Source organism: Streptomyces sp. NPDC111520 (genome assembly GCF_055635295.1).
In genome coordinates this window covers 132,385-146,137 of record NZ_JBVKBW010000009.1, presented here as the reverse complement: position 1 = coordinate 146,137, position 13,753 = coordinate 132,385, and the positions used below count along the sequence as shown (strand labels likewise).

Annotated in this window: 14 protein-coding genes; 10 read left to right on the top strand and 4 right to left on the bottom strand. The window is 71.6% G+C overall.

What is annotated here, in order from left to right; all coding sequences use genetic code 11:
• Positions 1–330: 330 nt before the first annotated feature.
• Positions 331–573 carry a hypothetical protein gene (locus tag ACZ7MY_RS22560; protein ID WP_499604074.1) on the bottom strand — a complete coding sequence of 81 codons (243 nt, stop codon included), beginning with the start codon at positions 571–573 and terminating at the stop codon, positions 331–333.
• Complete coding sequence (locus ACZ7MY_RS22555; RefSeq protein ID WP_499604073.1) at positions 573–965, bottom strand: S8 family serine peptidase; 393 nt, start codon at positions 963–965, stop codon at positions 573–575. The genes ACZ7MY_RS22560 and ACZ7MY_RS22555 overlap by 1 nt, the downstream gene beginning before the upstream one ends.
• A gap of 314 nt (positions 966–1,279) precedes the next feature.
• Here ACZ7MY_RS22555 and ACZ7MY_RS22550 point away from each other — a divergent pair, with 314 nt between their 5' ends.
• Positions 1,280–1,498 carry a PLDc N-terminal domain-containing protein gene (locus ACZ7MY_RS22550; RefSeq protein WP_499604071.1) on the top strand — a complete coding sequence of 73 codons (219 nt, stop codon included), beginning with the start codon at positions 1,280–1,282 and terminating at the stop codon, positions 1,496–1,498.
• A gap of 589 nt (positions 1,499–2,087) precedes the next feature.
• Here ACZ7MY_RS22550 and ACZ7MY_RS22545 read toward each other — a convergent pair.
• Complete coding sequence (locus tag ACZ7MY_RS22545) at positions 2,088–2,537, bottom strand: MarR family winged helix-turn-helix transcriptional regulator (protein ID WP_499604069.1); 450 nt, start codon at positions 2,535–2,537, stop codon at positions 2,088–2,090.
• 358 nt (positions 2,538–2,895) lie between these two features.
• Between ACZ7MY_RS22545 and ACZ7MY_RS22540 the strand changes: the two genes are divergently transcribed.
• From ACZ7MY_RS22540 to ACZ7MY_RS22500, 9 genes are all read left to right on the top strand, one after another.
• Positions 2,896–4,014 (top strand): alpha/beta fold hydrolase, encoded by a 1,119-nt coding sequence (locus ACZ7MY_RS22540; protein WP_499604067.1) that lies wholly within the window; start codon positions 2,896–2,898, stop codon positions 4,012–4,014.
• A gap of 221 nt (positions 4,015–4,235) precedes the next feature.
• Positions 4,236–4,961 (top strand): hypothetical protein, encoded by a 726-nt coding sequence (locus ACZ7MY_RS22535; RefSeq protein WP_499604066.1) that lies wholly within the window; start codon positions 4,236–4,238, stop codon positions 4,959–4,961.
• 488 nt (positions 4,962–5,449) lie between these two features.
• Complete coding sequence (locus ACZ7MY_RS22530; RefSeq protein ID WP_499604064.1) at positions 5,450–6,034, top strand: hypothetical protein; 585 nt, start codon at positions 5,450–5,452, stop codon at positions 6,032–6,034.
• A 638-nt stretch (positions 6,035–6,672) separates the two neighbouring features.
• A complete protein-coding gene (locus tag ACZ7MY_RS22525; protein ID WP_499604062.1) occupies positions 6,673–7,206 on the top strand; it encodes a glycine-rich domain-containing protein in 534 nt (177 codons plus the stop codon).
• Positions 7,207–7,393: 187 nt separating this feature from the next.
• Complete coding sequence (locus tag ACZ7MY_RS22520; RefSeq protein WP_499604059.1) at positions 7,394–8,068, top strand: GAP family protein; 675 nt, start codon at positions 7,394–7,396, stop codon at positions 8,066–8,068.
• A 527-nt stretch (positions 8,069–8,595) separates the two neighbouring features.
• Positions 8,596–10,215 carry a tannase/feruloyl esterase family alpha/beta hydrolase gene (locus tag ACZ7MY_RS22515; RefSeq protein WP_499604057.1) on the top strand — a complete coding sequence of 540 codons (1,620 nt, stop codon included), beginning with the start codon at positions 8,596–8,598 and terminating at the stop codon, positions 10,213–10,215.
• Between the two features lie 44 nt (positions 10,216–10,259).
• The gene (locus ACZ7MY_RS22510; RefSeq protein WP_499604055.1) at positions 10,260–10,850 is read left to right on the top strand and encodes a DUF308 domain-containing protein; all 591 of its coding nucleotides are present in this window, start codon (positions 10,260–10,262) and stop codon (positions 10,848–10,850) included.
• A 532-nt stretch (positions 10,851–11,382) separates the two neighbouring features.
• Entirely contained in the window at positions 11,383–11,829 is a 447-nt protein-coding gene (locus ACZ7MY_RS22505; RefSeq protein WP_499604053.1) for an LppU/SCO3897 family protein, read from the top strand.
• A gap of 74 nt (positions 11,830–11,903) precedes the next feature.
• Positions 11,904–12,788: a metallophosphoesterase family protein gene (locus ACZ7MY_RS22500; protein ID WP_499604051.1), complete on the top strand. Its 885-nt coding sequence runs from the start codon at positions 11,904–11,906 to the stop codon at positions 12,786–12,788.
• Here the strand turns inward: ACZ7MY_RS22500 and ACZ7MY_RS22495 are convergent, their stop codons facing one another.
• Positions 12,789–13,640, bottom strand: a complete 852-nt coding sequence (locus ACZ7MY_RS22495; RefSeq protein WP_499604049.1) for an endonuclease/exonuclease/phosphatase family protein — start codon at positions 13,638–13,640, stop codon at positions 12,789–12,791. It abuts the gene before it with no gap.
• Between the last annotated feature and the right edge of the window lie 113 nt (positions 13,641–13,753).

Below are 13,753 nucleotides of genomic sequence, written 5' to 3'. Positions count from 1 at the left end.
CCGAAGGTGACCGCTCGACGGCGTGACCTGCGCGGCAGTACCGGCGGGGGGCGGTCGCTGCCGCCGGCTCCACCGAATTCACCTGAGAGGACACAGCAGCTGCCCGGGCACAGGGGGCCCTTTGGTCCACCCGGGCGGGAGGCAGGTGTTCGGGTGTCGGCGTGTGGATCGGCGAGTGCCGGGCGGCTCGCGCCCCGGCACCCGCCGTGTTCTCACGGCATGTCACAGAAAGTGAGAGTCACTGTCACCGTGTGCCGGGGTACAGGTAGGCCCGGTCGATCGTCTGCCGGACGGAGTTGCCGGCCGCGTCCTTCGCCGTCACGCGGAGCGTCACATACGCATCGCCGTGCATTGACCGGCCGCCGCACTGTGGCCGGTGAAGCCACTGCCCTTGGGGGCCGTAGGAGCCGTGGTCCAGGTCTTCCCGTCGTCGTAGGAGGTCTCGACCGTCAGCCGCACGCCGCGGGGCGCGGCCATGCCGTCCTGCATCCGGACGTTCAGTCCCAGGTCGTGCGTGCGCCGCGATCCGACGGCGTTGCGGGCGTCGACCGGCACCGCGTAGTCGACCCGCATCAGCGGCAGCAGCGCCGTGTCGGCGGCGGCATCGGAGCGGAACGTCCACGAGGTGCGGGTGCCGGCGCCGAAGCGTCAGTCGTCCGACACCCGGGTGGTCTCCAAGTCCAGCCAGTACTCCGCGTCGCCCGCGGGAACGTGTCGGTGGACGCGGTGAGGGTGTTGCCGGCCTGGCTCATCGGGTCGGTGCCGTCGGAGGCGCTCTCCGAGCCGAGGCTCATGTTGACGACCTTGACGTGCTCGCCGGCGGCCCATTCCATGCCGTCGATGACCCGCGACTCGGTGCCGTAGCCGTTGTCGCCCAGCACCTTGCCGACCAGCAGGGCCGCCTTGGGCGCCACTCCGGCGACACGATCCGGCCGGTCGACACCTGCGGCGCGAAGCCGGCACACGGCTCCCCGGTGGCCGGCCCGAAGGGCCGCGTCAGCGGCCAAGCCCCGAAGTCCACGGGTTGACCGGGCCGTGAGTGGCACCCAGCCGCCGAAGGCCGCAGAAGCGCACGCCCTCCGCCATCGGCAACTCCTCTGCCGTCCCTGTCACGTTGACGAGGGCTGTCTCGTCTACCTGCGGAGGAGGGCCGCCGCAGATGTCCGCCGGGTGTTGCGGAGGCCACCGCAGGACCTTCTCGGCTCCATGACGAACCCATCGACCGGACAGGGGGACAGGCCATGCCGCACACAATTGGGCAGCCGCCCTCGCTTATGAGGTGATACCAGTGCTGGCCTATGCGATCTACGCAATCATCGGGGCGTTGTACGTCTACGCTCTGGTCGACTGCTTCAAGACCCCTGCGGAGCGCATTCGAATACTTCCCAAGGTGGGCTGGGTGGTCGTCATGCTCCTGTTCCCCATTGCGGGCGCCATAGCCTGGCGGAACCTGGGCACACGGCCCACTCCTGTCGAGGGTCGGTCGTCCGCTGCCTGAGCTCGGGCACTCACCATTCACCATCCGGTCGTAGCGCCGAACGGGCCATTCGCTCGTGGCCGCAGTGGGTCATCGAATCGTGGAATTCAGCGGAAAAGCGTCGCCGCCTCCCTTTCACGTGTTCACCGCAAACCGATCCGCAACCAACCCGGTGACACCCTCTCGTAATTGCTGCTTCGCTGTGCGGCGCACCCCAAGGCCGCCGTGAAATCCACGTGCCGGCGTGGGGTCGATCAGCGAGAGGAAACCGTGAAATTCACGAGCAAGAGACCTGTGACAGGCACGGCCTTGGGAATTGGCATTTCCTTTTGTCCACCTGTCCCGTGGTCTGGGCCACCAGAAGGTCGACGTCGCCGACGGGGACATCAAGGCGGTGGTCGACCACATCTCCGCAGCGAACCGTCCGCAGGCCACCGGGCACCTGACCCGGCCGGGAGGGGCGCGCCTCACCTGCACATCGAAGCGTCCGTCTCCCGGGCTGACGCCGTGCCGGACGCCGGCCCCCGAAACCTCACCAGGCCCGGACACCTCTTCCCGGGCGGAACGCAACACGAAGCACGACCGCACACCGCGGCGCAGTCGTGATCCCTCACTCGGCCCAGGGATCGAAGCCCGTGTCGAGGACGGCGTTGAGGAAGGCGCGCAACTGGGCTGCGTTCTCGGCGCCGAACTTCTCCTCGAATACCGCTTGCACGCCCTCCCAGCGCGGGATCGCCGCCCTCATCCGGGCCAGGCCGTCGGACGTGACGGCCACGACGCGTGCACGGCGATCGGTCGGCGACGGTTCGACGGTGACGAGTCCCTGGCGCGCGAGGGGCTTGAGGTTTGACGCCATGGTCGTGCGGTCCATGGCGATCACGTCGGCAAGGGCCGTGATCGTCATCTCTTCGTGGATGCTCAACTGCTGCAGGATGCTGAACTGCGTGGCCCGCAGGCCGAGCGGTGCCAGTGCCCTGTCGTACGTCGCGCCGAGGTACCGCGACGCCTTCCGCAGCGCCAGGTTGTTGCACAGGTCCGCCTTCGACTCGGCGCTCGTCATCGCGTCCTCCTCAGACCTCGTCCGCATTATACGAGCACCTGCTCTTAAGTGGAAGGACGCGCCCTGACGCGCCCTCCGCGCGGTCAGAGCCCACCACTGAGACGTTCCCGACATTGCCCCTCCGCAAATAGGAGCATATGCTCTCATTTGCCAATCGACCCCTCCTCCCCTGATCATGCGTGCCGCATACGGACGCGAAGGAGGTCTGCGGCCGCAGGAACGGGTCCGCCCTCAGCAGGGCGGCCCGCCTCGGGCGCCGGCCCAGGTCCCGGGCGGACGGTCCGCGCCGCGCACCCACCTCCCGACGACGGGCTCCCGCGACAGCGCCGCTCGATCACCATGACGAAAGGCAGTGACCATGAGCACCTCCCCGATCGAACCGCCCGGCCAGGCAGATGCCGGCACGACGCCGCCGTCGCGACCCGCCGGGGCGCGGCCCCAGGTTTCCCGCCGCGCCTTCGTCGGCGGCGCGGCTGCCGTCGCCGCCGGTCTCGCGCTCACCGGTGTCTCCGCGCTGCCCGCCACCGCCGCTCCCCGCCGTGCGCCGAACGGCTTCGGCTCCGTGTCCGGGGTCCCCGGGCTGCCCGCGGGGTTCCGTCGGACGTTCACCAGCCTGCTCGTCCAGGCCGGCGGAATACGCCAGCACGCCGTCGTCGGCGGAGACGGGCCTCCCCTGCTCCTCATTCACGGCTGGCCGCAGAACTGGTACGCCTGGCGCATGATCATGCCGACGCTCGCGAGGCACCACACGGTCGTCGCCGTGGACCAGCGTGGCATCGGCCTGACCGACAAACCGCGCGACGGCTACGACACCGCGACCCTGGCGGGCGATCTGGCCGCCCTGATGAGCACCCTCGGTCACGAGCGGTTCGCCGTCGTCGGTCATGACACCGGCATGCCGATCGGCTACGCGCTCGCCGCGGACCACCCTGACCGCGTCGACCGTCTCGCCGTCGCGGAAGCCGTCATCCCCGGTGTGACGCCCTCACCGCCCCTGCTCGGCCCCGCCCAGGCCAACAACATGCTCTGGCACTTCCCCTTCAACCGCCTCGACGGCGTCAACGAGCTCCTGGTCGCAGGCCGGGAGGACGTCTACTTCGGCTGGCAGCTGGACACCAAGGCCGCCCGGAAGCTGCCCCCGTACGCCGTCCGCTACTACGTCGAATCCCTCACCTCGCACCGCCACGCCCTGAGCGGCAGCTTCGGGTGGTACCGCGACCTCGACACGACGTTCGCGCAGAACGCCGACCGCGCGAAGCGACGCCTCACCGTCCCCGTCCTCGCGATCGGCGGAGCGCAGAGCGTCGGCGAGGGAGTGGCGACCACCATGAGGCTCGCAGCCGACGACGTGCGGTCCCTGGTCATCCCGGGCAGCGGCCACTGGGTCGCCGAGGAGGCCCCGCAGGAGCTGCTCGCCGCGCTCACGGCCTTCCTCGCCCCCTACCGCGCCACCGCCGCGGCGAGGAACCGCCGGTAGTCGTCCCGGGGACGTCCGGACGTACGTCACGTGGTCGGCGTTTCGTCGGACCGGGCCGGCTGCGGCCGGACGCCCCATGCGGGCCCTCCGCTGTCGTCACATCCCCCCGGACCGGCTCGTCTCACTGGTGGGCCTGCGGCGGAACAGCGGGAAATCCTGCGGGGCCGCCGTGCCCGATGGGTAATCGCACATACTGAGCAGCAACAGAGTGGGTAGTACGCGTGACAACAGCGCTCGACCGATACTTCGACATGGTGAACTCGGCATCCGGTGGCCAGGCCGGTCTCGAGGGCCTCCGTGAGGTTCTCGCCGAGAACGTCCTGGTGATGCACAGCGGGGAGATGGTCCAGGGCCTGGAGCCGGCCCTCGAGTTCCACCGGGAGCAGGCGGCCAAGTGGGCCGAGTTCCGCATCCATTGGACGGCGGCGGAGCAGACGGACGGTTCCCTCGCGGGCACGTGGAGCCAGGCCGGTCTGGACCCGAGGGGCAACGGATGCTCCGGAAGCGGACGCGTCGCCGCGACCCTGGACCCGGACGGACGGATCTCCCGGCTCCACCTGAGCCTCACCGGTGGCTCGGATCACGCCCGCGTGCTCATCGCCAGGCACCTCGAGGTCTGGATGATCCCGGACCAGGCCGAGCGCGCCGCAGCGATGGAGGACGTCTACACGGAGAACATCGCGCTCATGGAACCCGACGACCTGTTCGTCGGGCGGGAGGCCGTCAACGACTACATCAGCGTGGTGCAGAGCAAGGCTCCGCCCCTGTACGGCCGGCTCGTGAGCCATTTCCAGAACCGGGAATTCATCCACTGGGTCTGGGACTTCGGGTTCCCGGGCGGCAAGTCGGCACAGGGATCCGAAACGCTTCACCTCGACGGCGACCGGATCGAGAAGGTCGTCATCTTCAGCGCCGACCACGACGTCGTCGTCGAGGGCACCCGCTAGGCCCTCTTCTGCCGGCGACTCCACTTCGCCGGACGGATCCGCCGGCCGGAATGCGTCCGGTGGACGGCCTCGGACGTCTGATGTCGGTCAGGCCGGAGGCCACCGCCCTCGGGCCGTGGTCGCCCCGGGGGCGGTCGGCGGGTGGACGCGGGCGGATGACGACGAACGGATGATGACAAGCCCGTCAGAACGCCCGCGTGCGCGGCTCGTTGTCACATCCTTGCGGGCTGTCCGGTCTCCGTGGGTGCAGGCTGCATGACAGGGCAGTCTGCGTCAGCACGGTGATCGGCCGTGCTGCGCGGTGGCCGTCGGCCCGGTCGGCACGGGCCCGGCCCACCCGAAGCGCCCGTCCCAGCGGTGGAGGCGGGCGCTTTGCGCTCCACGGGACACTCCGGCCGGCCCCCAACGGCAGGTTCGCCTACCTCAACAAGCCCATGGATCCACGGCATTGAGAGCGAGCGGGGCAGGACGCCCGCTAGCCTCGCCGAATGAAGATCACAGCGGGGAGCCTGCTGCTGGGCTTGTTGTTCGGGGCGGCTACCGCGTTCGCGAACATCATTTCGTCGCCCTACACGCGGTGGGGGATGCCGCTGCACGGCACGGGCCTGGCCAAAGCCGCCAAGGTGCTGGGCCTTCTGACGGACGCGGGCTGGTGCTGGGCGGCGCTCGGGGTGGGGGCGGGCTGGCTCGGTGCGACATGGGGCCGCGGTGTGGCGGCCGCGATGTCGGCGCTGGTCTCGGCCACGGTGGGCTACTTCGTGACGGAGTCGGCCGCCGGCACCGACGCGATGTCGTCGATCGTGGTCTGGCTGGCGGTCTGCGTCTTCTTCGGGCCCGTCCTGGGGGTGATCGGGGCGGCCATCAGGAGGCCCGGGCTGGTCGGCATGCTCGCGGCCCTGGTGGTTCCCGTGGGGGCCGCGACGCAAATGGTCGTCCTGCCACCTCGGCCGCACCTCACCGTGACGCCGGGAATCCTTGTCGCCGAGATCATCGTCTGGGCGGGCGCCGTACTCGGCGCCGCCTGGGCCCTCCGTCGCTTCTGGGTCACGCGCCGCACCCTTCCGGCTCCGTGACGGACCGTCGCCTGACGCTCCGGCAGCCGACCGGCTCCATGCGCCGGGTCACCCGGTCGGCCTGCTGATGTGCACGTCGCGTCACACAGGGTGATTCTTGCTGAGGGCTCGCCGCTGTCCACCACGGCTTCTCCCTGCCGGTGCCGGCAGCTGCCGCCCGTAGCGGACCCTTTCCTGGAGGTGACGTGTTGTCCGGAATGGCCACAACTCGGACGGTGTGGGCGATGGCAGCGGGCGTGGCCCTGGCGTTCGGTGCCCTGGCAGGTGCTGCGCATGCGGGGAGCGCCGACGCAGGCGCCGCCAGACCCGTGAAACCCGGCGCTGGAACCGCCCTCGCCGACCCGTGCCTGCTGCTCCCCTACCTCCCCGGGTACTGCCCCAGCCGCCCGGGGTACCACGGGCACCCGGGGCGGCCCGGGATTCCCGGGCCGCCCGGCCCACCCGGCCTGCCCGGGCCTCCCGGACCACCCGGAGCCCCGGGAGCGCAGGGCCCCGTCGGTCCCGCCGGCCCGGCGGGTCCCCAGGGCGAGACCGGCCCGCAGGGACCCGCCGGAGCCGAGGGCCCTCAGGGGCCGCAGGGGCCTCCTGGGACCGCCCCGGGGCACGGCCTGGTGGACTTCCTCAACGACGGTCAATTCGTGCCGCCTGCCGGGGTCGCCTCGGTCTTCGTCCAGGCATGGGGTTCCGGCGGGGGCGGTTCGGGAAGTGACGGCACCCTCTTCACCGGTTCGGGCGGCGGCGCCGGGGGCTTCGCCTGGTGCGTCCTTCCCGTCCAGCCGGGCACGCCGGTCGCGGTGGACATCGGCACAGGAGGGGCAGGCGGGCCCGAGCTGGGGAACGGCCAGCCCGGCACACCCAGCACCGTGGACAACGGTCTCGGCAACGTCGTGGTCGCGAACGGCGGCAATGCCGGGGTCGGCGCGTCCGGGGGCGTGGGCGGCACCGCCTCCTGCCCCGGCCAGGGCACCGTCCGGCAAGGCGCGGTCGGCGGAGCCGGCGGGCCCACCGTGGTCGGGGCTCCGCCGGGTCTGGGAGGCCGTCCGGCGGTGGACGGCGTCATCCAGCCGGCACCACCGTTCGCGGGCATCGGCGGCAACGGCGCCCCCCACCCGCCCCCCAACGACTACAACGGCCTGCCCGGCGGCCCCGGATACGTCGTCATCTGGTGGTAGACCACGAAAGGGCCCGGCGCATCGCCTGGGGCGCCGGGCCCTCCCCCACGGTGAGCCGGCATCGGGCTCGCCGGTCACCCGTACGGCACGATCCCCGAGCCGCCGCCTCGCCGCCGTCCCACGACCGACTACCGAGCCCGGCCGGCGCGCACGGGCACGTGAACTCTCCGCCTTCGAGGAGGCCGCCTTGGGACACGCCGTCGGCGACGTGCTCGGCCTGGCCGCCGGTGTCGCGGTCAGCCCGCTCCCCATCGTGGCGATCATCCTCATCCTGGCCACCCCGCAGGGGCGGCTGAACGGCGCGCTGTTCGCCGTCGGCTGGCTCCTGGGCCTGGCCGTCCTCGGTGCGATCATGCTGGCGGTGGGCGGTCCGGGCGGGGCGTCCACGTCCCACCGGCCGGCCACGTGGGTCGGAGCGCTCAAACTGGCGCTGGGCGTCCTGCTCCTCCTGTTCGCCGCCCGGCAGTGGCGGGGGCGTCCGCGCTACCCCGCACAGGCGCGGTTGCCAAAGTGGATGGCGGCGATCGACCGCTTCACCCCGCCGAAGGTGTTGGGCCTCGGGCTGCTGCTCTCGGCCGCGAACGCCAAGAACGCCCCGCTGACCATCGCCGCCGGCGCCTCCATCAGTTCGTCGGGGATCCCCGTGCCGCAGCAGATCGGGGCGCTGGCCGTCTTCGTGGTCATCGCGTCGCTCGGAGTCCTCGCCCCGCTCGTCGTGTACCTGTGCATGGGCGAACGGGCCAAGGGCATCCTCGCCAACTGGCGGGACCAGGCCGCCCGGCACAACGCGGCCATCATGGCCGTCCTGTTCCTCGTCCTCGGCCTGAAGCTCCTGGGGGACGGCATCAGCGGCCTGGTTTGAGGCCCCCGCTACAAGGCCGCCGCAGGCCCGCATCCGGATGCGCGTCCAGCCACGGACACAGCCGGCCGCCCGGGCACTCGGTGACGCAGCCGTCGCGGAGCCCGCCGAGCCATGTCCCGGCCTCGCTGGTGTGCCGCAATTACTCGATCACGTCGGCCCGGCCGGTCGGCATGGCGTCGGGCGGCACGGTCATGCCCTTGCTGCCGCGCAGCGCGCCCACCGCATGGGTCGCGCATCCGGCGTCGCGCCGCCGTTGACGCCGGTCCTCGTGTGCGCGAAATCGACATAGCGGTCCGCGACGTCGGCGCGTTGCCCGCAGCGGATCGGCGCACCGCACTGCCGCACTTTCGTCACCACCTTAACCGGTGATACGTTCTTGTCGGCCCTGGCGCCCCGAGGACGTCCCGGGGCATCAACCGAGGTCACGGGGCAGCCGGCTCGTAGGCCCACCCTCACCCTCCTCGACGTGCGAAGCGCACATGTGTCGCCGCAGTCGGGCGCGCACCTACTCAGCGGATGTGAAAACGATGAAGAAGAAACTTCTGGCGGTGATCGCGGCTGGAGTTCCGCTGGTCGCAGCGGTGTACCTGCCGACCGCTTCGGCGGAGACCCGCACTCCCGCCTCGGCCGCACCGTCCACCTGCGCCTCCATGCCGGTGCCGGCCCCGGCCGGTACCGAGGTGGAGGCCGTGGCGGCGGTCCGCGACGCGGGCGGCACCATCAAGGGGACCGGTGTCCTGCGGGGCGAGGTCACCGGCGTCCCGGCCTTCTGCAAGGTGACCGTCGCCCTCACCCACCCAGGCGAGGGCGACCACGCCACGGTGACCACCTGGCTGCCCGAAAAGGGCTGGAACGGCCGCTTCCAGGCGCTCGGCGGCAGCGCCTACCTCGCCGGGGACAACGGCGTCGGGATGGGCACCGCGGTCAAGAACGGCTACGCGGCGACCACCACGGACGCCGGCGTCGGTGACGCCCTCGACGTCAGCTGGGCGCTGAACAGCGACGGCGAGGTCAACACCACCCCGCTGAAGAACTTCGCCTCCCGTTCCCAGCACGAGGCGGCGGTCGTCGGCAAGGAGGTCGTCGGCGCGGTCTACGGCAAGCACGCCGCCTACTCCTACTTCACCGGCTGCTCCACCGGCGGACGCCAGGGCTATATGGAGGCCCAGCGCCACCCCGACGACTACGACGGCATCCTCGCCGACGCGCCCGCCGTCAACTGGGACGAGTTCGAGGTCGCCACCCTGTGGCCGCAGGTCGTCATGAACAACGAGAAGACCTACCCGGCCGACTGCGAACTGGACGCGTTCACCAACGCCGCCGTCAAGGCCTGCGACTCGCTCGACGGTGTCAGGGACGGCCTGGTCAACGACCCGGAGCGCTGCGACGTCGACCCTCGCAAGCTGATCGGCACCAAGGTCGTGTGCCACGGAGAGCAGTTGACCATCACGGCGGCCGACGCGGCCGTGGTGCGCAAGATCTGGGACGGCCCGCACACCGCCTCCGGCCGGAAGCTGTGGTCCGGCGTCCCGGTCGGGGCCGACCTCAAGGGCCTCGCGGCCACCACGACCGACCCCGACGGCACCGTCAAGGGCAACCCCTTCCCGGTACCTGCCGCGTGGGTCCGGCTCTGGCTGGAGAAGGACTCCTCCTTCGACCTCTCGAAGGTCACCTACCGTCAGTTCACCCAGCTGTTCGAGCAGTCCCGGGCCGAGTACGACAAGGTGATCGGCACGGACGACCCCGACCTGTCCGGCTTCCGCGCCTCCGGCGGCAAACTGCTGACCTGGCACGGCCTGGCGGACCAGTTCATCCCCGCCCAGGGCACCGTCGCGTACCGGGAGCGGGTCGAGCGGAAGATGGGCGGCGCCAAGCGGGTTGACGACTTCTACCGCCTCTTCCTCGCCCCGGGCACCGACCACTGCGGTCTGACCGGCAGCGACGGCTCGGCCGACGGCCTTGCCGCGCTGACCGCCTGGGTCGAGCACGGCAAGGCCCCCAAGACGCTGCCCGCCACCCTGATCGGCGCCTCCGGCAAGAGCGTCACCCGTGACCTGTGCGGCTACCCCGAGGTGTCCCGTTACAAGGGTCATGGAGACCCGGACGTCGCCTCCAGCTTCCGGTGCGTCCTCCCGCGCCGGCACTGACACCGCCACCACCCGTCCGACTCACCCGAGAAAGGCCGAACACCATGAGTACGCAGACGGCGACTCTCCCGACCCGGAGAACGACGGGGGAACGTTCCACCCTGCTGAGGCTGTACCTGGGCCGCGGCGTCCTGGCCGTGGTGTGGGCCCTGGTGTTCGCCGGTGCCCATGACTCCGTCGATGCCCCGGCGATCACGCTGCTGGTCGTCTACCCGCTGATCGACGCCGTGTCCTCGCTGATCGACCACCGCGCCACCCCCGACGGCTCCGAACGCCGGGTCACAGCGTTCAACGGCGTGTTGAGCGCCTGCGCCGCCCTCGCCGTCGGCATCGCCGGAGCGGGCGGCGTGGAGCCGGTGCTTCACGTGTTCGGCGCCTGGGCGGCCGTCTCCGGAGCGGCCCAAGTGGTCGTCGGCCTGCGGCGGCGCCGCTCGGAGCTGGGCAACCAGTGGCCGACCCTGCTGTCGGGCGGACTGTCCTTCCTGGTCGGCGTGTTCTACAACGTCCAGGCCGTGGGCGACGACCCCTCGCTCGACGTGCTGTCGACGTACGCCACGGGCGGCGGGGTGTGGTTCATCCTCCAGGCCCTGCTGCTGGGCTGGAAGAGCCACCGGCTGCGCACCCGAGCCGCCTGACGAGCGCGCTTCCTCCGGCAGCCGAAGGAAGGTTTTGGCGCACACGGTCGCGCACGGGACGCCAACCCGTGGAGGCCCCTGAGCGAAGAACGGTTCCGGCCCGGCGGTTCACACCGCCGGGCCGGAACCCGTGTGCCACCGGGCGGCGGCCCCGGCTAAGTGGTACGCCGAGTACCCGTCGTAGTAGTCGTAGGAATCCGTGTAGTGGTGGTCCGTGTACTCCCGATACCCGTAGTCGTACTACGTCCGGCAAGCGGCGGGACGGGTGTCCCGGCGGGACCACCCGGATGTCCCGGTGGGGTCCGTCCGCTGTGCGCGACCCCCTGTCCCCATCGACCCCGGCCCGGCGCGTCACGTCACGCCCCTGGAATTCGGGGCTGACAACAACGGCGGCTCTCCCGGGCACCTGCCGGCGCTGCCGACTGTCACGCCAAGGCCACAGATTTCCGCCTCCTGGCCACATGACCCGCTCCCGGTGATAGCTTCCACCGGCCACTTGACCTTGCCTTTACGCACCCCAGGGGGACCCGCGATGACCACTCCGCCGCCGCCCGGCACCAACCCGTACAACCAGCAGCCGCCCGCCCCGTACGGAACCCAGGGCGGCAACCCGTACAGCGTGCCCGGCCCGCCGGCGCCCGCGCCCCGGCGGCCCCGGAGCGTCAAGGGCATCATCAAGGGAATCCTCAGCGTGGTGGTGATCGGGGTCGTGGCCTACGGCGGCTACACCACCTGGTTCGGGGGCGCCGCTACCGCCGACGCCGGCGACTGCCTGCACGCGGGGAACGCGGCGGCCACGGGCGTGATCTCCGTCGGGGACCCGGAGTTCGAGATCGTGGACTGCGGCGACTCCAAGGCCCAGTTCAAGGTGGCCGACAGGCAGTCCGGGACGGACGGAACCTGCGAGGAGCAGTACAGCCGCTACACCCAGGGCGGTTCCGGCCGGGACTTCACGCTCTGCCTCGAACGGCTCAAGTGACCGCACGCCGGCACCGCTGAGTCCGGCTCCCAGCCCCGGTGACGCCGCGTCAAGCGGTGCGTACCGTGGTCGGGATGCGGATCCTCCACCTGTCCGACATCCACATCGGCCCCGTCGAGGGGCCCAACTCGCGCAAGATCGACGCGCGGGAGTCCCTGCGCCGGATGCTCGCCGCCCTCGACTCCGTCCCGGACGTCGGCGCCGTCGTCGTCAGCGGTGACGTCGCCGACGACGGCTCCGCTGAGGCGTACACCGCCGCCCGCGGCATGGTGCGGGAGTTCGCCGCGGCCCGGCGGGCGCCCGTGGTGTTCTGCACCGGCAACCACGACGAGCGCGGCGCGTTCGCCAAGGTGCTGGGCAGCGGCCACCTGGGAGCCGACGGCGGCGACCTCGCGACCGCCGTCGTCGACTCCCCGGAGGGCGAGCGGGCGGCCGTCAGCGTGATCGGCGGCCACCGCTTCGTCACCCTCGACTCGCTCGTCCCCGGCAAGGTGTACGGCCGGGTCGGCCCGCGTCAGCTCGGCTGGCTCCGCGAGGTGCTGGGCGAACCCGCGCCGCACGGAACGGTGGTGGTCCTCCACCACCCGCCCGTCACCCTCGACGTGGCGACCCAGAAGGCCCTCGGGCTGCAGGACGGGGCCGCACTGGCGGACGCGCTGCGCGGCACGGACGTACGGCTCGTCCTGTGCGGCCACTTCCACCTGCAGCTCTTCGGCCACCTCGGCCCGGTCCCGGTGTGGGTGACCCCGGGGGTCCTCAGCCGCATCGACCTCACCGGCCCGCAGGGCACCGAGCGGGCGGTACGCGGCGCCTCGGCGACCCTCGTCGACCTCGGCGGCCCGCACGCCCCGCTCTTCCACGTGCTGCACGCGCGCGACCCGCGGGCGGGCGAGACGGTCTACGAGCTCGACCCCGACCAGCTCCGCTCGGTGGTGGAGCGGCTGGGCCCCGGCTCCTGATCAGGGGGTGACCAGGACCTTGCTGACCAGCGGCAGGTGGTCGGAGGCCGTGGGGTCGGCCTGCACCACGCGGGTCACCAGCGGCTTGACGTCGCGGGTGGTGTAGATGGCGTCGATGCGCTCGGTCGGGGCCTCGGCGGGGTACGTCGCGCCGTCGCCGCGGCCGTGCGCCGAACGGGCCCACGCGTCGGTGTAGCGGGACTGCAGCGGCTGCGACTCGGGGGCGGCCGGCAGGGCGTTGAAGTCGCCGACGAGGACGGCCGGCTCCTTGTCGCCGATCAGGTCGACGATCTGCGGGGTCTGCTGCAGGCGGTCCGTCTGCGAGCTGGCCGCCAGGTGCGTGCAGTAGAACTGGACGGACTTGCCGCGCACGTTCAAGGTGGCGTGCAGCAGCCCGCGCTGCTCCTGGCCGGGCGACTTGTAGAGCCAGGTGTTCTCCGACGCGGTGATCGGGTAGCGGGAGAGGATCGCGGTGCCGTACTGGATCCGGTGGTCGCTGCCGGCCGGGGGCGCGTTGTCGATGTTGGCGCCGAAGACGACGTGGTAGCCGAGCAGTCCGGCGAGGTCGGCGGCCTGGTCGGCCCAGTCGCTGCGCGCGGAGTAGTGGTTGTCGACCTCCTGCAGGCCGACCACGTCGGCGCCGCTGCGGCGGACGACGTCCGCGATCCGCGGGACGTCGAGCACGTCGTCGGTGCCCTGGGCGTGGTGGATGTTGAACGTCATCACGTCCAGCACGCGGGCGCCGCGGCCGTCGGCGGCCGGGGCCTTGCCCGTGGTGGCGGCGGCGGTGCCGGTGGTGGTGGCGGCGAGCGCGAAGACGACGGCGAGTGCGGACACGGTCCGGCGCAGCATGGCGAAGGTCCTCCAGGGACGGCGACAGGAACGATCACGATCGTGGTCGGGGCTCCTGGCGGACGCGTGACGGGCAGATGAAGAACGCCTCCCCTCCCCGGTGCCGGACGTCA